The sequence below is a fragment of the Rhodoferax sp. P1_F3 genome (genome assembly GCF_056405715.1).
The window spans coordinates 74,501-92,674 of the sequence record NZ_JBFUBO010000014.1 but is presented as its reverse complement, the minus strand read 5'-3'; the positions used below and the strand labels follow the sequence as shown (position 1 = coordinate 92,674).

Below are 18,174 nucleotides of genomic sequence, written 5' to 3'. Positions count from 1 at the left end.
ATGGCGCGCAGGCTCAATCCGTTTTCAAGGCCGATCGCGATGGTTTGGCGATCTTGATAGTCCAGCTGGCTGTAATGAGGTTCTGATTTCATGCGCACACCTTAGAGTTAAATTAAAGGTGTTGCACTTCACTATTGAGGCAGCCGGGGCTGTAGGCCAATTTGGCTTGAAAGTGGTTCGACGCCAATTGATGTAGCCGAAATAGCTTCAATCGAAGTAAAAATGGCTACAGAGATGAGATCTTGTGGCTTCCTGCGTTGTGATGTGGGGCAAAAGCGTCGAAAGCAATGGATAAACGTACAGCAATACCCGCACTTTTAACCGTAAAATTACCATAATGGTAACTTTCGTCATCGTTTCCGAGTACAGTTTGACTTCGCCCACCTATGGAGGGGGCGAGAAGATTGCGGGTGGGCCGATATATGACCTGAACCGCGTCAAGTCGATCATTCACGATGGCAAGGGCTTAACGCTGTGGACCAAAGATTGTGTAAGCAACGTCAGAGAGCTTGGATGGGAGAACTCCGATGTCATTGATTTGGTTTTGCAATTGCGCGATGGTGACTACATTGATTCTGAGTGGTGCGAAAACGGTAGGGGCGCCTATGCCGCCTGTGATGCTTATTCGCTAAGAGTCAAAGAGTGGGTCGAAACGGCCAATAAAGAGATGTTGATCGGGTATTTCGTGAAGTTTGCAATTAACAAACTTGGCACGATGGTGTTGACGATTTCTTGTCACACTTGAAATTAGGAATAAACATGGATAAGCAAGAGCTCTGCCCAATTTGTGGTGAGGGCCACGTGACAGACCACGTGGACCAAGTCGAGAGTGAATACAAAGGGCAAAAAAAATCGTTGCCCTTGCACTATCGGCTGTGCGACGTCTGCCATTCGGATTTTGCTGGTGCGAAAGAAAGCAAACTGAATAAGCGGGGCGTGATGGCTTTTCGGAAGTCTGTAGATGGCTTGCTGACGGGCACTGAAATTTGCGCACTGCGTGATAAATACAAGCTGACACAAAGTCAGGCGGCAAAGCTGTTTGGTGGCGGGCCCGTGGCGTTTAGCAAGTACGAGAACGATGATGTTGCGCAATCCGAGTCAATGGACAAGCTGCTCCGTTTGGTTCGTCGCAGTGAGAGCGCGTTTTGGGAGCTGGTTGAAGAGTGCGGAATGGCAAGTGAGTTCTCGAAAGAGAAAGTCATTGCAACCGCTAGCATGAGTTCGAATGTTGTTTTGATGGAAAACTATCGAGCAGATCAGCAACGCAGCCCATCGACCGTGACTTTCCGGCCCTACGGGCAAGAAAGGGACAAGCAGTGGAAGTAATCGAGCAGCGGCCTAAATTGGTGTCGTTTCGCGCACTCGCTTTTCATGGTGAAAACAGAGCGCCAGCGACGGGCAAAGGCGGGTGGAATTTTCAGCTGACACAGAACATTGAGGTGGGCCTAGCCGTACCTACCCTTCCAGGTGGAATTTTGCAGGCTGTAGTGAAGATTGATCTGAGCACTGTCGCAAATAGCGAAGCCGATGCAGCTCATCAAGCATCGTTTCAGGCTGAGTACGAAGCTAAGTTTGACTACCCAGCAGGCGTAACGGACGAAGTTGTTGTGCCCAAGTTTGAGCATGAGCAGTACCAATACGTGTTGGTGGCACAGGCTTTTCCATTGGCCATGACGCATTTCAGGCGTGAGTTGCAGTCAATGGGGTTTGATGCACGCGTTCTACCGTTAGGTCTTTGATTTATCTACTCCTCTTTTGATAGCTGCTCGCGCATGTCCTGCGGAGGCTGGAGGCCAATTTCTTATAGAACAGCATGACTGACGAAGCCCTCACCGGTATCACCCCCTTTGAATGGATAGGCGGCGAGCCCGTGGTCCGCAGCCTGGTGGACCGTTTTTACGATTTGATGGACCTGGAGCCTGGCTACGCGGCGCTGCGGGCTGCGCATGGCAGCAGCCTGGAGAAGGCACGCGACCACCTGTTCTGGTTTCTGTGTGGTTGGCTGGGTGGGCCGGACTATTTTGTGGAGCGCTTTGGTCATCCGCGGCTGCGGGCTCGGCACATGCCGTTCAAGATCGGCATTCTGGAGCGTGACCAGTGGTTGGCCTGCATGGACCAGGCCATGGGGGATACGGGCGTGCCCACCGAATTGCGCGAGCGGCTCAAGACCTCGTTTTTTCAGACCGCGGATTGGATGCGCAACGTAGGCGCCTGAACGTAGTTCAGGCCCGGTTCAGTGGCTGCAGCAGCACCACCAGCGCACCGGCGCCACCCTGCGCGGGCTGGGCCTGCACAAAGGCCACTACTTCGCTTTTTTGCACCAGCCACTTGTGCACCTTTTCCTTCAACACCGGCGCCTTGCCGGGCGAACCCAGGCCCTTGCCGTGCACCACGCGCACGCAGCGTATGCCCTGCTTGTGCGATTCGCGGATGAAGGCGCCCAGCGCCTCGCGCGCTTCGTCGCTGCGGTAGCCGTGCAGGTCAATCTGCTTCTGGATGCTCCACTTACCCTTGCGCAGCTTCTGTGTCACGTCGGGGCCCACACCGGGGCGACGAAAGCTCAGGTTGTCGTCGGTGTCCAGCAGCGTGGTCACATCCACCTCGTCGCTGAGGGCCTCTTGCAGCGCGGCGGCTTCGTCCAGCAACTGCTGCTTGGGGATGGGCTTGGGCGGAGCGGGTGCCAGTGCTGCGCGCTGTGGCGGGGCCATGGGTTTGACCTTGCCAATGGCAGCCTGGAACAGGTTGCTGGCGGCGGCCTTGCGCTTGGCGTCCAGCGCCTTTTGCGCGGCCAAGGCGGCCTCACGCGCGGCCTGGGCTTCGATTTCTTTTTTGACCAGCTTGAGGTCAGACAGGGCGTTGATCTTCATGGCAGCCCTTTAGAGTAAACCGGCCTCGGCCATGGACAGAGCCTGGCCGGGGCCGACGATGATGTGGTCCAGCACGCGCACGTCCACCAGCGCCAGCGCGGCTTTCAGCGTCTGCGTAAGCGCCTCGTCGGCTCGGCTGGGCTGCACGGTGCCGCTGGGGTGGTTGTGCGCCAGCACTACGGCGGCTGCGCTGTGGTGCAGCGCGCGGATGACGACTTCGCGCGGATAGACCGAGGTTTGCGTCAGCGTTCCGCGGAACAGTTCTTCCATGGCCAGCAGCTTGTTCTGCGTGTCCAGAAACAGCACGGCAAACACTTCATGCCCTTTGGCCGCGAGGTGCAGTTGCAGGTAGTGCTTGACGGCCTGCGGATCGGAGAACACTTCGCGCTCCTGCAGGCGCTGGGCCATGGCGCGGCGGGCCAGCTCCAGCACGGCCACGATCTCGGCGCGCTTCGCGGGGCCCAGGCCCTTCACGCGTTTGAGATCGTCCGCGGTGGCGTTCAACAGGCCGGCTATGCCGCCAAACCCGCCTTGGCCCGCGTTCGCATTGCGCGGGCTGCTATGGTTTTTGAGTTGCAACAGCTCATCCGCCATCTGCAACACGCCCTTGCCTGCGATGCCGGTGCGCAGCAGGATGGCCAATAGCTCCGCATCGCTGAGTGCGCCGGGGCCGCGCGCGAGCAGCTTTTCGCGCGGTTGGGCTTCCAGGGGCAGGTCTTTGAGCGGCATGGCTTTTTCTTCTTTTACTTTTGCAGCTTCACGCTGACAAAGCGCGGCCCCACCAGACGCAGGCCGTCGATGCCGCCAAGGTTCAGCCCGGCGCTGAGCACCAGGTACAGCGTCTTCCCCTGGAACTGCTCCAGCGGCTGCGCGGTGCCCTTGTCCACCGACACGTCGAACACGCGGCGGGACTCGCGCACGTATTCGTTGCTGCCAGCACGTAACTCATGGAAATCCTTGCGGCTGTCGCTGTCGGTTTGCAGGGTGAAGAGCACACCGGGGCACAGGTCGTCGGCCTTGGCCGTAGCAGGGCAGGGCTGGCCCACCAGCAGGTCGTACGAATCTTCGGAGGGCGGCTCGGCCAGCGCCCCCGATGAAAACGGGTGGAACAGTGGGTTGCGTTTGTCACCCCGGCGCACTTCGTCCGACCAGGCCTTCTCGAAGGAGGCACCCACGTTCACGGCGGTGGATTCGCCGGGCTTCAATTCCAGCACCAGTTTGAAGGGTGCAGCCTTGATCGTCAGCGCAGTGCCGTCTTTCAGCGGGAAGCGCTGCTTGCCCTGCTCCAGAAAGGCGTTGTAGCGGTACTCGGGCGAGGACTGGGCCGCGCTCACCATGGTCTGCTCGGCCCAAGCAATGAAGTCTTTGTCTTCGGTGGCTTGGGCGCCGGCATACAGGTGGGCCGGCACGCCGAGCGTGGCGTTGCCGCGGTCGGCAAAAGGCAGCACGCTGGCACCGCGCATGATCAGCCAGTTCACCATGTCCTTGCGGTGGTTCACCGCGGCCTGGTAGATCGGGGTGTGGGGCACCTGGGGCACGCCGTCGGGCGAGGCACCGGCTTTCACCAGTGCTTCGGCACTGCCCAGCCGGCCCTGGCCCATGGCAGCGGCCAGTGGCGTGTCGTTGGCGGCCATGTGGCGGCTGTCCACGGTGTCGGGCTTGGCACCGCGGTCCAGCAGCCACTGGGTCCAATCCTGTGCTTTTTTCTCGTCCGGCATGCCTTGTGCCAAGTGCAGGGGGCAGCCCAGCAGGCTGCACTGGTTGATGTTGGCGCCATGGTCCAGCAGGGCGGCCACCAGCTCGCGCTTCTCAGTCAGGATGGCCCGCGTCAGCGGGGTAAAGAAGTTTCCGTACTCCACATTGGGAGACACGTCGGGCGCAATGGCGGCCACGGCCTGGGGCGTGAGTGCCCGCCAGTAGGCCGCGCGGGCGCGCTCCACAGGGTCGGCCAGCAGCACGTCGGGTGCGGGCAGCAGGCCTTTGGCCACCCAGTCGCGGGCGTCTTTTTCAAAGTCGGCACCGGTGCGCAGCGGCGCGGCGCGGCTCACGCGGACCAGCTCTACCACCAGCCAGCCCGGCGTACCGCGGTTGGTGAAGGGGATGAGCTGGCTTTTCTCGCCCGGCACATACAGGTTGACCAGCGCCAGGCGAATCACCTTGGGCACGGCGATCAGGTTGGCTGCGGTGATGCTGGTACTGCGCACGCCGCTGACGCGGGCCATGCGCGCGCGGCTGACGTCGGCGTAGAACAGCCATTTGAACTCGTAGGCATTGAGCCCCGCCGTGTGCTGGGCCGCATCCCACAGGGCCTGCCACTGGGCTTCGCTCCACACTGGGGCGGGTGCCGCAGCGGTAGGAGGGGCAGGAGGGAGGGTGGCTGGAGGGTTAGCCGCGGGGCCGGTTTGGGCATGGGCTAGGCCGGTATACAGCCCCCCACACAAGGCCGATACGAGCGCCAGCGTCCCCACCAGGGGGCGGACAAAGGTCATGGTGGTCAAGCTTTCTACAATAGAGGGCAGTTTATCGGGACTTTTATGACCACCACGACCCCCCGCGTCCAAGCGGGCTCTTTCCTCACCTTGCACTACCGCCTGGGCGGCCCGGCTGGGGACATCATCAACACCTTCACCGGCAAGCCCGCCACGCTGAGCCTGGGCACGGGGGAACTGTCGCCCGCGGTGGAAGCCTGCCTGATGGACATGGAAGAGGGCGCACGGGCCACATTCGAGCTGCCCGCAGGCGCCGCCTTTGGCGAGCGCAACCCCGACATGCAGCAGTGGCTGGCGCGTAAGGTGCTGACGCAGATGGGTGACCCGTTGGAGACCTATAACGTGGGCGATGTGGTGCAGTTCCCCACCCCCGATGGTCAAGGCCAGTTTGCCGGTGTGGTGCTGCAACTGCGTGGCGAGGGCACCGAGCGTGCCGTGCTGTTCGACTTCAACCACCCGCTGGCCGGCCAGCCGGTGTCCTTTGAAGTGCAACTGATTGGGGTGCTATGAGCCACGCCGTGAATATCACCCTGCCGCAAGAGATTTTGCTGGCTGAGCCGCGCGGCTTTTGCGCCGGTGTGGACCGTGCGATCGAGATTGTGGAAAAGGCACTGGTCAAGTTTGGCCGGCCTATCTATGTGCGCCACGAGATCGTGCACAACACCTATGTGGTGAACGACCTCAAGGCACGCGGCGCCATCTTCATCGAGGAGCTGGATGACGTGCCCCCGGGCGCCACGCTGGTGTTCTCGGCCCACGGCGTGAGCCAGGCGATCCAGAAAGAGGCGGCGCGCCGCGGTTTCCAGATTTTTGACGCCACCTGCCCGCTGGTGACCAAGGTGCACGTGGAAGTGGCCAAGCTTCACAAAGAGGGCTACGAATTCATCATGATTGGCCACAAGGGCCACCCCGAGGTGGAAGGCACCATGGGCCAGCTCGACAGCGGCATTCACCTGGTGGAAGACGTGGCCGATGTGGCCAAGGTGCAGCCCGGCCAGACCACCAAGCTGGCCGTGGTGACGCAGACCACGCTGAGCGTGGACGATGCGGCCGAAATTTCAGCCGCCGTCAAGGCGCGTTTTCCGAACGTGCGCGAGCCCAAGCAACAAGACATTTGCTACGCGACACAGAACCGCCAGGACGCGGTGAAGGTAATGAGCCCTCAGGTGGACATCGTGATCGTGGTGGGCAGTCCCACCAGCTCCAACAGCAACCGCCTGCGCGAAGTGGCCAAGAAGCTGGGCACCGAGAGCTATATGGTGGACAACGCAGAAGAGCTCAAAGCCGAATGGTTTGAAGGCCGATCCCGCGTAGGTCTAACCGCCGGCGCCAGCGCCCCCGAGATTCTGGTGAAGGCCGTCATCGACCGCATCAAGGCGCTGGGCGCCGTGTCGGTGCGCAAGATGGACGGCATTGAGGAAACCGTGAAGTTCCCGCTGCCCAAGGGGCTGCGACTGGAAGAATGAAATGGCAGGCAGCATGCTATGGTTTTAGTAGCTGCTTGCGCAATAAAATAGAGGGCTAGCGCCCGATTTGACTTAGAGAAATACGAGAACGCCATGTTAGACATCACCCTGCTGCGCAAAGACCTGGATTCGGTCGTCGCCCGCCTGCAAACCCGCAAGAACCCGCAAGCCTTCCTGAATGTGGACGCCTTCACAGCGCTGGAAGCCGAGCGCAAGACCATCCAGATGCGCACCGAAGAAATGCAGGCCAAGCGCAACACGGTCAGCAAGCAGATCGGCATGCTCAAGGGCAAGGGCCAGCACGCCGAGGCCGATGCGGCCATGGCTGAAGTGGCCGACCTGAAGGCCGAACTGGAAGCCTCCGCCACGCGCCTGGACGCCATCCAGGCCGAGATGCAAACCATGCTGGAAGCCGTGCCCAACCTGCCGCACGAAAGCGTGCCTGTGGGTGAGGACGAGCATGGCAACGTGGTGGTGCGCACTTGGGGCACTCCCAAGACCTACGACTTCGAGATCAAGGACCATGTGGACCTGGGCGCGCCCCTGGGCCTGGACTTTGAAATGGGCGTCAAGCTCACCGGTTCGCGCTTCACGGTCATGAAGGGCCCGATTGCCCGCCTGCACCGCGCGCTCGCCCAGTTCATGCTGGATACCCAGACCGAAGAGCACGGCTACACCGAGTGCTACACGCCCTACATCGTCAACGGTGACAGCCTGCGCGGCACGGGCCAGTTGCCCAAGTTCGAAGAAGACCTCTTTGCCGCCAAAAAGGGTGGGCAGGAGGGCGGAGATGACAACACCGCGCTGTACCTGATCCCCACCAGCGAAGTACCGCTGACCAACTTTGTGCGCGACGTGGTGTCGGCAGAGTCCGATTTGCCCATCAAGCTCACCGCCCACACCCCGTGCTTCCGCTCGGAAGCCGGCAGCGCCGGGCGCGACACCCGCGGCCTGATCCGCCAGCACCAGTTCGACAAGGTGGAGATGGTGCAGATCGTGCACCCCGAGAAAAGCTACGAAGCGCTGGAAGCCATGACCGGCCACGCCGAAGCCATCCTGCAAAAGCTGGGCCTGCCCTACCGCGTGATGAGCCTGTGCACCGGCGATATGGGTTTTGGCGCCACCAAGACCTATGACCTGGAAGTGTGGCTGCCCGCGCAGAACACCTTCCGCGAAATCAGCTCGGTCTCCAACTGCGAAGCCTTCCAGGCCCGCCGCCTGCAGGCCCGCTTCAAGAACGCCCAGGGCAAGAACGAACTGGTCCACACTTTGAACGGCTCCGGCCTGGCTGTGGGCCGTGCGCTGGTGGCGGTGCTGGAGAACAACCAGAACGCCGATGGCAGCATTAACGTACCGGAAGTGCTGCGCACCTACTTGGGCGGCAAAGATGTGCTGAAGGCCTGATAGAATCACGCCTTCGTTTTGACCGACGCGAATTCAGGAGAAGTGGCAGAGTGGTCGAATGTACCTGACTCGAAATCAGGCGTGTCGTAAGGCACCGAGGGTTCGAATCCCTCCTTCTCCTCCAGAATGAAAAGCCCCGCACTGTTTTGCAGTGCGGGGCTTTTTTCTGTGTCAGCCAATGACGACTCGGTTGCGTCCTTCGGCCTTGGCTTGGTACAGAGCTGCGTCGGCACGGGCCATCAGGGTGTCTACGGTATCTCTGTCGGCAAGGTTGGTGGTGACCCCGATGCTCACGGTACACGCGATTTTGGTGGAGTCGGGTGAATTGGCGCAGGCGGCACGAATCCGCTCTGCTACGACCATTGCGTCATCCAGCGGAGTCTCTGGCAGCAGCACGACAAACTCTTCGCCGCCAAAACGTCCCAGCAAGTCTTTACTGCGCAGAAGTGCGCGCACGGTTTTAACAAAGTCCACGAGAACGGTGTCTCCGGCTTGGTGCCCGTGTGTGTCGTTGACGCGTTTGAAATGGTCCAAGTCCATCATCAACAAGGCCAGTGGCTTGTCGTTGCGCCGGCTGCGCGCAAGTTCGTGGGCACAGGCCTCATCGATGTAGCGGCGCGTCAGGGCGTTGGTTAGGGAGTCACGGGTGGCCAAATATTCCAATTCCACACGGAGGCTGTCTCCGGCCATCAGCACCGTGCTGATGGACAGCAGCAAGATGGAGAAGGAGAAACTGACAATAAAAATGACGTGTTGTGGGGTAGGGTCTAAAACGTCGCTGCCCATGGGGAACACAAAGGTGGTGATCAGGCGGGCCACTTGAATCAAGGTGATGAATGCGAGTGTGCCAATGGCCAGGATCCGGGCAAACGTGAGGGTGCCTTGCCGGTAGATAAGCCAAGCGTGCAGGCCAAACAAAGTTCCAAAGACCACGGTAACCATGCGCAGACGCACAGGGTAGTTGGGGCTTCCCCAGGTAAACCACATGGTGACAAGCACCACGCCGCCGATGAACGCCAGCCATGGACGTGGACGGGGGGGTACCCCAAAAAAGCTTTGAGACCCTGAGTAAAGGCGGTACACCCCCCAGCACAGCAAGAAGTTGGGTACCGCAGTGGTGAAGAGCTCGGGTAATTTGCCACGGGAAGCCGCAAACGCGCCTCCCACGACGATGAAGAGCAGGGCCTTGGACCATTGACCCAAGCCCCGAATGGATGGTGGGTAGCTCCGCTTGAGTGCGTACAGCACCAAGGCCATCAGGCCGCTCATGGTGCTGATGAGCACAATCGTTGTGCGAGGGTCAATGGTGTCCATGGGTATGGAAACCATTGTAGAGGTCAGGTGGCGTGCCCCTAAGGCCTATTTGTCACACGTTGACGGACGCGATAAACGACTCCGGGTAGCGCTGGCCGGCGGCGGCGTCTGGCGTGAACACCGCGTTCAACTCTGTCAGTTCCGCCGCGCTCAGCACCAGGTCCAGGGCCGCGATGTTCACGTCCAGGTAGGTGCGGCGCTTGGTGCCGGGAATGGGGATGATGTCATCGCCCTGGGCCAGCACCCAGGCCAGCGCCAGCTGGGCGGCTGAGGTGCCTTTGGCCTGTGCCATCTGTTTGACCTTTTCCACCAGTTCCAGGTTGCGGTTGAAGTTCTCGCCCTGGAAGCGCGGGGAGAAACGGCTGCGATAGTCGTCCGCCGGGATGTCTTCAGGCTTGGCAAATGCGCCCGTCAGAAAACCGCGTCCCAATGGCGAATAGGCCACCAGGCTCACGCCATTGCGGCGACAGGCGGCCAGTGTGCCGGTCACCTCCGGGTCGCGCGTCCAAAGCGAGTATTCGCTCTGCAGCGCCGCAATGGGGTGGACCTTGCAGGCCCGGTCGATCGTGGCGGCCGAGGCTTCGGACAGGCCCAGGTAGCGCACCTTGCCGCTCTTGACCAACTCGGCCATGGCCCCCACGGTGTCTTCAATCGGCACCGTCTTGTCCACACGGTGTTGGTAGTACAGGTCGATCTGCTCGATCCCCAAGCGCTTCAGGCTGGCGTCGCAACTGCTTTTCACATACTCGGGCCTGCCGCTCACGCCACGCACCGCCTCATTTGCGGGGTCGCGCAGGATGCCGAATTTGGTGGCGATGAACACATCCGCCCGGCGCCCGGCAATGGCCTTGCCGATCAGCACTTCGTTGGTGTGTGGGCCATACACGTCCGCGGTGTCCAGAAAATTCAGACCCTGGTCCAGGGCGTGGTGCAGCGTGGCGATGGATTCGGCATCGTCGCGGCCGCTATAGAACTCGCTCATACCCATGCAGCCCAGGCCGATGGCAGAGAGGGTGGGGCCGTTGTGGCCAAGTACGCGTGTTTTCATGGGGTCCTCCGGTGTGTCAAAGAAAAGATGTGGGGCTCAGGCCCGTTTGGCGGGTGTCTGCAGCGCTTGGTAGCCGCGGATTTTTTTGCGAATGATCTGGAGCGTCTCGCCCAGCACGCGCTGGTCTTCTTCCAGGCGCAGGGCGTGTTGCTCCAGCATGGTTTGGCGCTCGGCCACGTTGTCAGGCGCCTGGCCTTCGCGCAGCAGCTGGGCATAGCGCTGCATGTCGCGCATGGGCATGCCGGTGGAGCGCAAGCGCACCAGAAACTCCAGCCAGCGCATATCGTCTGCGTTGTAGCGGCGTGCGCCACTGCTGCGGCCCACAGGTGCAATCAACCCAATCTGCTCGTAGTAGCGCAGGGTGTGTGCGGACAAGCCGGTCGCCCGGGAGGCCGCGGCAATGCTCAGAAATGTGTTCATGTCGCAACTGTAAAACTTCGAGTGCACTCGAAGTCAAGCGGACATTGGCAGTCTTCCATGCGAAAGGTCGCCAGATCATAGGGCTTGAAAAACAGGGCTTTGCGGGTACTGGTGGTGGTTTCACGACGGTGGCCCGCGTGGAACAATGTGGGCATGCAACGCAGAAACACGCTCTTACTCGGGGTCGCCATGGTCTGGTGCGTGGGCGCCTGGGCAGCCCTGCCGCAGCGCGACCTGACTGTAGAGTTGCGCCAGGTGGAAGAGGGGCTGGACGAAGGTACGAGCTACCGGGCCGGGCCAGCGGCCAGCGCCCCGGTGGTGCCGCAAAAGATCCAGGTGCGCAATGGCGAGAAGGGAATGCTGCGCACCAACCAGTTGGTGCCTATGCAGTGGGTGTCGTCGGTACAGGCTGCTTCCAAAAACAGTGGGGCTGGGGCGACGCAGTCCCTGCATTGGCTGGATGTCGGGCAGACCCTGACCGTGACGCCGCGTTGGCCAGGTGGCAAGAAGGATGCGACGGTGGAGCTGGAAATGGTGCAGACGGATGCGGTCATCGAGAGCAACGCCGACATGCCACGCCAGTCGCGCAAACAAATCAGCACCACAGTCACGGCCCCCTTGGGCCAATGGGTGACGATTGCCGCCAGCGGCAACGCCGCGCCCAAGCAGGGCAGCTATAGCAGCGAGGGTAGCAACGACGTGCGCCGCCTGCTGCAGATTCGCGTGCTGGCGCCCTAAGGCTCCCGCGCGCTATCGCACCAGCGGGTTGGGCATCGGCTCCGCCACCTTGTGCAGGGTGTTGCGGTCAGTGTGGTGGAAGGGCTCGTCGCGGCCCAGGATCTGCAGCACCGTGTCTTCGTCGTAGCTCCAGGTGCCATCTGCATGGATGCTCACCTTGATGCGGAACTCCGTGGTCTTGAAAGCGTGCTGCAAAAACGGCGCCGAACAGATACCAAACGTCTCCAGCCCCTGTGTGGCCACCAATTCAAACTCGGTAGCGTTTGCCGCGGCCTGGCCCGATGCCATGGCGATCTGGCCGCGCGGGATGGTCAGCGTGTGGATGACCGTGCCCGTGGCAGGCTCCCACAGCCAGTAGCCCACCTGGTCGTGGTAGGTCTTGACCTGGTCGGGCTTGGTGATGTGGGTGTGGTAACGCAGGCCATACAGCAGCTGGGGGCCATTGGTTTGGGGGTCTATGGGTTGCAGCTCGATGCGCTCGTAGAACGCCTGTTTGCGGGGACCGTCGGCCTTGGGCTTCACGTCCAGGCCGCGCATGCCCTCCCAGATACCCGCCATGCCGCGCAGCGGGCCCAGGTTGGCCAGAGTGTTGACGTCCTGGGGAAATGGTTCGGTGTAAATGTCGGCGGAATATTCGCTCATGTCGGATGGAAAAAGGCAATCAGGCTTGCGCTAGTTTGAAGGTGGAGACGACTTGGGCCAGGCGCAGCGCTTGCTCGCGCAGGCTGTCGGCGGCGGCGGCGGATTGCTCCACCAAGGCAGCATTTTGCTGTGTCATTTGGTCCAGCTCAGACACCGCGGTGTTGACCTCTCCAATGTCACTGCTTTGTTGGTTCGATGTCGCAGAGATGGCGCTGATGATGTCTGATACGCGCTGCACCGAACCCACAATTTCGGTCATGGTTTGCCCCGCATTGGCGACCAGTACCGAGCCCGATTCCACTTTGGACACCGATGCATCGATCAGACCTTTGATTTCCTTGGCGGCTGCGGCCGAGCGCCCCGCCAGGCTGCGCACCTCCGATGCCACCACCGCAAAACCACGACCTTGCTCGCCCGCGCGTGCGGCCTCTACCGCGGCATTCAGCGCCAGGATATTCGTTTGAAAGGCAATGCCGTCGATGACGCTGATGATGTCCGCGATCTTGCGCGAGCTGATGTTGATCTCTTCCATGGTGGAGACCACCTGGGACACCACCACACCGCCGCGCGCTGCAACCTCGGCCGCGCTGGTGGCGAACTGGTTGGCCTGTTGGGCCGATTCGGCTGATTGGCGCACGGTGCCGGTGAGCTGCCCGGTGGAGGCCGAGGCGCGCTGCAAGTTGCTGGCGGTTTGCTCGGTGCGCGTGCTCAGGTCTTGGTTGCCGGTGGCAATCTCGGCGCTGGACAGGCGGATGGACTCGGACGACTGCAGCACCGTGGCAATAGACCGGTTGAGTTGCTGCGTCATGGCCTCCAGCGCATGCATCAGGTCGCCCACCTCATCGCTGCGCTGCGTGCTGGCGTCTACCGACAAATTGCCTTGCGCCACTTCATTCGCTACCGAAGCTGCACGCGCAAGTTCGCCCACGATTTTTTTCTGCATCAGCCACGACACCCACACCGCCAGCCCGGCAGACAGTAGGGCCAGGCTTGCCAGCACCAGGCTGATGGTACGCCCCTGGCTTTGGGACTGTGCGATGGTGCTGTCCGACGTAGCTTCGATTTGGGCCGTCACCGCGCCCGAGGCTTTCACCAATTCCTTGAACGTGGCATCGGCACGGCCCATGGCGGCGATGCCGGTATTGGGGTCAATGGCGGCGAAGTTGAGGGCCGCATCGGCCTGCTTAGCATAGGTGTCTACCAACTTGAGCACCGCGTCTACGCTGGTGCGCAGTGCGGGTTCGGTGTTGGTGCCTGCTACGGTTTCCACCACCCGTTTGACACCGGCGAGCTGGGTGGCAAAGTCGGCGCGCAGGCTTTTGATCTTGGCGTCGTCCAGCGATGCCACCAACGCAACCGTGCGGTACACATTGGCATGCACCTCCGCCATTTGCTGGTGGGCGCTGGCGATGGTTTTGAAGTCCTCCAGACTAGCGCGGGAGGCGCCCAGGCCTTGCTCGGCTTGTCGGCCCAGGAAGAACACATTGGTCTGGCCGAATAGCAAGACTACCGCCGCGGTGAGCAGCGGTGCCGCCAGCAATTTCAAACCCAGTTTCATGGTGTCTCCCAGCGGCCGCCCTGATGAGTCAGGAAGGTGTTACTTGTAGATGCCTGCGCACACGGCCATGTCGTCCAGCTTCTCGCAGTACATGCTCTTGGGCTCGATCTTCTTGGTGGTGGGGTTGGTGAATTTGTAGTCTTGCCAGAAGGTGCCCTTGCTCTTGGCCAGCTCGACGCGCTCTTTCACAAAGGGCTTGCCGTCAATATCCAGCATGTCGATCAGGTTGGCCCCCACCTGTTTGGCATTGGCGCCATGGGCGCGCACTGTGCCGTCCAGGCCATAGACCACAAGGTACAGATCGCGGTCCGCCCACTTGGGGTCTTTGGCGGTGACTTCGTTGTAGACCTTGGTCTTGTCGGCTCCCGCCGCCTTCAGGGCGATGACGCCTTTTTTGACCATGGCGGTGGCTTCTTCGGCCGTAGCTTTGGCCTGCGCGTGTGCGGCCAAGGGCAGGCACAGGGCCGCCAGCGAAATCGTCAAGGTGCACAGGGAAAGGGAGGGCTTCATGGTGAATCCTGGGGAGTTGTTGGGGGATAGCCCAACTTATACTGCAGCGGCCCCACGCAAGCAACAAGAGCTTGCCCCTATTCAGATAAAAATGGGGGCCTAGCCCCCGTAGATATTGCGCCAGCAGCTACCAAAACGATAGCGTTTCGCAGTACTTTGTTGCGCCGCGGCCAGGCGGTCGCCTATTTTTTCTCGGCCGCTGCGGCCAGTGCCTGCAGTGCGTCGGTGACCGCCGCCAGAGCCTTGGCATCTAGCGGCTCCAGCTGGGCGCTCAGGGCAGCCACCGCAGCGGCGCCTTGGGCTTGCAACTGACCAATCGCCTGGCCCGCCACCTTGGGCGACTCAAACCCCTTGCTTTGCAGCAGCACGGTGCCCGCCGTATCCACCAGCTTGAAGTAGAACTGCCCGTCTTTCTCGCGGTACTGCTTGAACGACGCCAGGGCCACCTTGGCGGCCTTGCCCACATTGGCTTGCACTGCGGTACCCAGGCCGCGCAGGCCCACGGCAGAGCGCAGCTGCGCCATGAAGGGCGTGGCAATGGCTCTCGCCTTCTTCGCACCGGCCAGTAGCAGGGCCTCCACCTTTTCGGGGTGGGCCATGTAGTCTTCGTAGGCCGCGCGCATGGGGGCAATTTCGCGGTCAATGCGCTCAAACAACACGGCCTTGGCATCGCCCCAGGCAATGCCGTCGGCAAAGGATTGGCGCAGCGCCGCGGTCTCTTCTTCGGAAGCAAACGCCTGGTAGATCTGGAACAGGGCCGAGCCTTCAGTGTCTTTGGCCTCACCGGGTGCGCGCGAATCGGTCTTGATACCGGCAATCAGCTTCTTGAGCTGCTCGCGGCTACTGAACAGCGGAATCGTGTTGTCGTAGCTCTTGCTCATCTTGCGGCCGTCCAGGCCGGGCAGGGTAGCCACGGACTCTTCAATCTCGGCCTGCGGTGGCACAAAGTGCTCGCCGTAGCGGTGGTTGAAGCTGGCCGCCATATCGCGCGCCATCTCGATGTGCTGGATCTGGTCGCGCCCCACGGGCACCTTGTGCGCGTTGAACATCAAGATGTCGGCACCCATGAGCACCGGGTACATGAACAGGCCCGCATTCACGTCGGCATCGGGGTCAATGCCCGCCGCCGTGTTTTTGTCCACGGATGCCTTGTAGGCATGGGCTCGGTTGAGCACGCCCTTGCCCGTCACACAAGTCAGGAACCAGGTGAGTTCGGGAATCTCGGGGATGTCGGACTGGCGGTAAAAGGTCACGTGGTCGGGGTTCAGGCCCGCGGCCAACCAGCTTGCAGCGATCTCCAGCGTGGAGCGCTGGATGCGCGCGGGCTCGTCAATCTTGATGAGCGCGTGGTAGTCGGCCAGAAAGTAAAAGCTCTCCACGCCCGGGGTCAGGCTGGCACGCACAGAGGGGCGGATAGAGCCCACGTAGTTTCCCAGGTGGGGGGTGCCGGAGGTGGTGATGCCGGTGAGGAAGCGGATGGTCGATGCGGTCATGGCTGTCACTATCAATTCAACAGGGCGGTCAGAGGCAGGGTGAGCACTTGCAGGGTGGCCAGGCCCAGCTGTGTGATTGGACCCATCCACAGCGGGCCGATGATGCCGGTGAAGGCCAGGCCCAGGATGATCCACATGCTCCAGGGTTCGATGCGGGCCAGCTGCGCGCCGTATTTGGGAGGCAGCGAGAACAGCAGAATGCGCCCGCCAGCCAGTGGCGGAATGGGCAGCAGTTGGAAGGCAAACAGGCTCAGACAGACAAAAATGCCGGCTTTGCAGACGCCCAGCACAAAGGGCTCCTGCACCTGCAGCAGGTGTAGCGCGGTGAAGGCGATGTACCACAGCAGTGCCATGACAAACAGGGCGATGGGGCTGGCCAGCTCGATCCAGATGGCGCCGCTCTTCGGGTCGCGCAAGTTGCGGTAGTCAATCGGAATGCGCTTGGCGCTGCCGAAGATGAAGGAACCGTTGGTCGCAAAAAACATGACCAGGGGAATAACGATGGTTTCCACCGGCGACACATGGTTGGCGGGGTTCCAGGTCACACGGCCCTGGCTCCAGCCAGTTTTGTCGCCCAGCCAGTAGGCGGCACGGCCGCGTGCGGCCTCGGAAAGGGTGATCGCGAACAGCAGGGGCAGCGTCAGTATCGCGGCCTGCTGGATCAAATTGCCAAAGTCCATAAGGGGTTCAGTTGCCTTGTCGTGTTACAGGCCCACACGGGCCAAATCACCGCCACCTTGGCGGATCACCTCGGGTGTCTCGCCAGTCAGGTCGATCACCGTGGTGGGTTCTGCGGCGCAGGCCCCGGCGTCGATGACGGCGGCGATCTGGTGTTCGTAGCGGTCGCGAATGTCCTGCGCATCGTTGAGGGGTTCTGTCTCGTCTTTTGCTATCAAAGTAGTAGCTAGAAGCGCAGAGCCGTGGAGGGCTAGCAGCTCCTGCAGTGCCTTGTGCTCGGGCACGCGCAAACCAATCGTCTTGCGCGAGGGATGGCTCACGCGGCGCGGAACTTCCTTGCTGGCTTCCAGGATGAAGGTGTAGGCGCCGGGTGTGGCAGCCTTGAGCAAACGGTACTGCGCGTTGTCCACGCGGGCGTAGCTGGCCAGCTCGCTGAGGTCGCGGCACAGCAGGGTCAGGTGGTGTTTGTCGTCCACGCCACGGATGCTGCGCAGCTTGTCGGCTGCGGCCTTGTCGTCCAAATGGCAGACCAGCGCATAGCTGGAGTCGGTCGGTACGGCCAGAATGCCGCCCTTTTCGAGCAGGGCTGTAGCTTGCTTGAGCAAACGGGGCTGGGGGTTATCGGGGTGAACTTCGAAATACTGCGCCATGGCTTGGCAAACGCTCGCGCGTTCGTTCTCTTGTTTTTATTGAATGCGGGAGCTCAACAACTCCCACACGGGGGTGAGTCCACTGGGCAAGGGGGGCAGGGTGCCCAGCTCGGTGTGACTCTCGTCGGGGCTGTGGAAGTCGCTGCCGCGTGAGGCGGCCAGGCCGAATTCCTTGGCCGTTTCGGCGTAGATCTGGTATTCGGGCACGGAATGGCTGCCGGTCACCACCTCCACGCCCTTGCCGCCATAGCCCTTGAATTCGGTGAACAGCGCAAACTCTTCGTTGGGCGTGAATTTGTAGCGCGCCGGGTGGGCAATCACGGCCATGCCACCGGCTTGGGTAATCCAGGTGACGGCGTCCTTCAGCGTGGCCCAGCGGTGTGGCACAAAGCCGGGCTTGCCTTCGGTCAGGTACTTGCGGAACACCTCGTTCGTTTCTTTGCACACGCCGCTTTCCACCAGAAAGCGGGCAAAGTGGGTACGCGAAATCAGCTCGGGGTTGCCAACAAACTTCAGCGCACCTTCATAGGCGCCCTGAATGCCGACCTTGGCCAGACCGTCCGACATTTCCATGGCGCGCTCTTTGCGGCCACCACGCGTCTGGCGCAGGCCCTGGCGCAGGGTCTCGTTGTCGGCATCAAAGCCCAGACCGACGATGTGCACGGTCTGGTTCAAAAAGGTGATGGAAATCTCCACGCCGGTCAGGTACTGCATGCCCTCGGCATGGGCCGCGTCGCGGGCGCGCTCCAGTCCGCCCACTTCGTCGTGGTCGGTCAGCGCCCACAGTTCCACACCATTGCCCTTGGCGCGCGCGGCCAGGGCTTCGGGCGTCAGGGTGCCATCGGACACCACAGAGTGGCAATGGAGGTCGGCGTTGAGTTGGGTAGTCACCGAACC

The 18,174-nt window shown here is 61.5% G+C and carries 22 protein-coding genes and 1 tRNA gene; 9 read left to right on the top strand and 14 right to left on the bottom strand.

Annotation, left to right across the window (positions count from 1 at the left end; all coding sequences use genetic code 11):
• The coding region (locus tag AC1DZ5_RS19370) for a helix-turn-helix domain-containing protein (RefSeq protein ID WP_477887043.1) at positions 1-92 on the bottom strand (92 nt) is incomplete at its 3' end.
• Positions 93-370: 278 nt separating this feature from the next.
• Here AC1DZ5_RS19370 and AC1DZ5_RS19365 point away from each other — a divergent pair.
• The 4 genes from AC1DZ5_RS19365 (at position 371) to AC1DZ5_RS19350 (ending at position 2,215) form a co-directional block, all read left to right on the top strand.
• Positions 371-745, top strand: a complete 375-nt coding sequence (locus tag AC1DZ5_RS19365) for a hypothetical protein (RefSeq protein ID WP_477892077.1) — start codon at positions 371-373, stop codon at positions 743-745.
• 14 nt (positions 746-759) lie between these two features.
• Positions 760-1,326 carry a type II toxin-antitoxin system MqsA family antitoxin gene (locus AC1DZ5_RS19360; RefSeq protein ID WP_477892075.1) on the top strand — a complete coding sequence of 189 codons (567 nt, stop codon included), beginning with the start codon at positions 760-762 and terminating at the stop codon, positions 1,324-1,326.
• On the top strand, positions 1,317-1,739 hold the full coding sequence (locus AC1DZ5_RS19355; protein ID WP_477892073.1) for a hypothetical protein: 423 nt from the start codon (positions 1,317-1,319) through the stop codon (positions 1,737-1,739). The genes AC1DZ5_RS19360 and AC1DZ5_RS19355 overlap by 10 nt, the downstream gene beginning before the upstream one ends.
• Positions 1,740-1,813: 74 nt before the next feature.
• Positions 1,814-2,215 carry a group II truncated hemoglobin gene (locus tag AC1DZ5_RS19350; RefSeq protein ID WP_477892071.1) on the top strand — a complete coding sequence of 134 codons (402 nt, stop codon included), beginning with the start codon at positions 1,814-1,816 and terminating at the stop codon, positions 2,213-2,215.
• Positions 2,216-2,222: 7 nt separating this feature from the next.
• On the opposite strand, the gene AC1DZ5_RS19345 is transcribed toward AC1DZ5_RS19350, so the two are convergent.
• Genes AC1DZ5_RS19345 through AC1DZ5_RS19335 form a run of 3 tightly spaced genes read right to left on the bottom strand, consistent with a single transcriptional unit; the run spans position 2,223 to position 5,356 of the window.
• Positions 2,223-2,867: a Smr/MutS family protein gene (locus AC1DZ5_RS19345; RefSeq protein ID WP_477892069.1), complete on the bottom strand. Its 645-nt coding sequence runs from the start codon at positions 2,865-2,867 to the stop codon at positions 2,223-2,225.
• A 9-nt stretch (positions 2,868-2,876) separates the two neighbouring features.
• A complete protein-coding gene (gene radC / locus AC1DZ5_RS19340) occupies positions 2,877-3,596 on the bottom strand; it encodes a RadC family protein (protein WP_477892067.1) in 720 nt (239 codons plus the stop codon).
• A 14-nt stretch (positions 3,597-3,610) separates the two neighbouring features.
• Positions 3,611-5,356: an ankyrin repeat domain-containing protein gene (locus AC1DZ5_RS19335; protein WP_477892065.1), complete on the bottom strand. Its 1,746-nt coding sequence runs from the start codon at positions 5,354-5,356 to the stop codon at positions 3,611-3,613.
• Positions 5,357-5,401: 45 nt separating this feature from the next.
• On the opposite strand from AC1DZ5_RS19335, the gene AC1DZ5_RS19330 reads away from it, so the two are divergent.
• From AC1DZ5_RS19330 to AC1DZ5_RS19315, 4 genes are all read left to right on the top strand, one after another.
• Complete coding sequence (locus AC1DZ5_RS19330) at positions 5,402-5,866, top strand: FKBP-type peptidyl-prolyl cis-trans isomerase (protein ID WP_477892063.1); 465 nt, start codon at positions 5,402-5,404, stop codon at positions 5,864-5,866.
• Positions 5,863-6,822 carry a 4-hydroxy-3-methylbut-2-enyl diphosphate reductase gene (gene ispH / locus AC1DZ5_RS19325; protein ID WP_477892061.1) on the top strand — a complete coding sequence of 320 codons (960 nt, stop codon included), beginning with the start codon at positions 5,863-5,865 and terminating at the stop codon, positions 6,820-6,822. The genes AC1DZ5_RS19330 and ispH overlap by 4 nt, the downstream gene beginning before the upstream one ends.
• 93 nt (positions 6,823-6,915) lie before the next feature.
• On the top strand, positions 6,916-8,226 hold the full coding sequence (gene serS / locus AC1DZ5_RS19320) for a serine--tRNA ligase (protein ID WP_477892059.1): 1,311 nt from the start codon (positions 6,916-6,918) through the stop codon (positions 8,224-8,226).
• 36 nt (positions 8,227-8,262) lie between these two features.
• Positions 8,263-8,350, top strand: a tRNA-Ser gene (locus AC1DZ5_RS19315).
• Positions 8,351-8,397: 47 nt separating this feature from the next.
• Here the strand turns inward: AC1DZ5_RS19315 and AC1DZ5_RS19310 are convergent.
• The 3 genes from AC1DZ5_RS19310 to AC1DZ5_RS19300 are packed head-to-tail and all read right to left on the bottom strand — an operon-like array spanning position 8,398 to position 11,008.
• The gene (locus AC1DZ5_RS19310) at positions 8,398-9,540 is read right to left on the bottom strand and encodes a GGDEF domain-containing protein (RefSeq protein WP_477892057.1); all 1,143 of its coding nucleotides are present in this window, start codon (positions 9,538-9,540) and stop codon (positions 8,398-8,400) included.
• Positions 9,541-9,592: 52 nt separating this feature from the next.
• Positions 9,593-10,588, bottom strand: coding sequence for an aldo/keto reductase (locus AC1DZ5_RS19305; RefSeq protein WP_477892055.1), 996 nt, complete (start codon positions 10,586-10,588; stop codon positions 9,593-9,595).
• A 36-nt stretch (positions 10,589-10,624) separates the two neighbouring features.
• On the bottom strand, positions 10,625-11,008 hold the full coding sequence (locus AC1DZ5_RS19300; RefSeq protein WP_477892053.1) for a MerR family transcriptional regulator: 384 nt from the start codon (positions 11,006-11,008) through the stop codon (positions 10,625-10,627).
• Between the two features lie 153 nt (positions 11,009-11,161).
• Between AC1DZ5_RS19300 and AC1DZ5_RS19295 the strand changes: the two genes are divergently transcribed.
• Positions 11,162-11,746 carry a hypothetical protein gene (locus AC1DZ5_RS19295; protein ID WP_477892051.1) on the top strand — a complete coding sequence of 195 codons (585 nt, stop codon included), beginning with the start codon at positions 11,162-11,164 and terminating at the stop codon, positions 11,744-11,746.
• 12 nt (positions 11,747-11,758) lie between these two features.
• Here AC1DZ5_RS19295 and AC1DZ5_RS19290 read toward each other — a convergent pair whose 3' ends face one another.
• The 7 genes from AC1DZ5_RS19290 to AC1DZ5_RS19260 all read right to left on the bottom strand — a co-directional run bounded on the left by AC1DZ5_RS19290 (position 11,759) and on the right by AC1DZ5_RS19260 (position 18,168).
• Positions 11,759-12,388 carry an FABP family protein gene (locus AC1DZ5_RS19290; protein WP_477892049.1) on the bottom strand — a complete coding sequence of 210 codons (630 nt, stop codon included), beginning with the start codon at positions 12,386-12,388 and terminating at the stop codon, positions 11,759-11,761.
• A gap of 19 nt (positions 12,389-12,407) precedes the next feature.
• Complete coding sequence (locus AC1DZ5_RS19285) at positions 12,408-13,946, bottom strand: methyl-accepting chemotaxis protein (protein ID WP_477892047.1); 1,539 nt, start codon at positions 13,944-13,946, stop codon at positions 12,408-12,410.
• Between the two features lie 39 nt (positions 13,947-13,985).
• Positions 13,986-14,456: a cache domain-containing protein gene (locus AC1DZ5_RS19280; RefSeq protein ID WP_477892045.1), complete on the bottom strand. Its 471-nt coding sequence runs from the start codon at positions 14,454-14,456 to the stop codon at positions 13,986-13,988.
• Positions 14,457-14,638: 182 nt separating this feature from the next.
• On the bottom strand, positions 14,639-15,949 hold the full coding sequence (locus AC1DZ5_RS19275; protein WP_477892043.1) for a tryptophan--tRNA ligase: 1,311 nt from the start codon (positions 15,947-15,949) through the stop codon (positions 14,639-14,641).
• Positions 15,950-15,960: 11 nt separating this feature from the next.
• Positions 15,961-16,629 (bottom strand): site-2 protease family protein, encoded by a 669-nt coding sequence (locus tag AC1DZ5_RS19270; protein ID WP_477892041.1) that lies wholly within the window; start codon positions 16,627-16,629, stop codon positions 15,961-15,963.
• A 24-nt stretch (positions 16,630-16,653) separates the two neighbouring features.
• Positions 16,654-17,277 carry an L-threonylcarbamoyladenylate synthase gene (locus AC1DZ5_RS19265; protein WP_477892039.1) on the bottom strand — a complete coding sequence of 208 codons (624 nt, stop codon included), beginning with the start codon at positions 17,275-17,277 and terminating at the stop codon, positions 16,654-16,656.
• A 36-nt stretch (positions 17,278-17,313) separates the two neighbouring features.
• Complete coding sequence (locus AC1DZ5_RS19260; RefSeq protein WP_477892037.1) at positions 17,314-18,168, bottom strand: 3',5'-nucleoside bisphosphate phosphatase; 855 nt, start codon at positions 18,166-18,168, stop codon at positions 17,314-17,316.
• Positions 18,169-18,174: the final 6 nt, after the last annotated feature.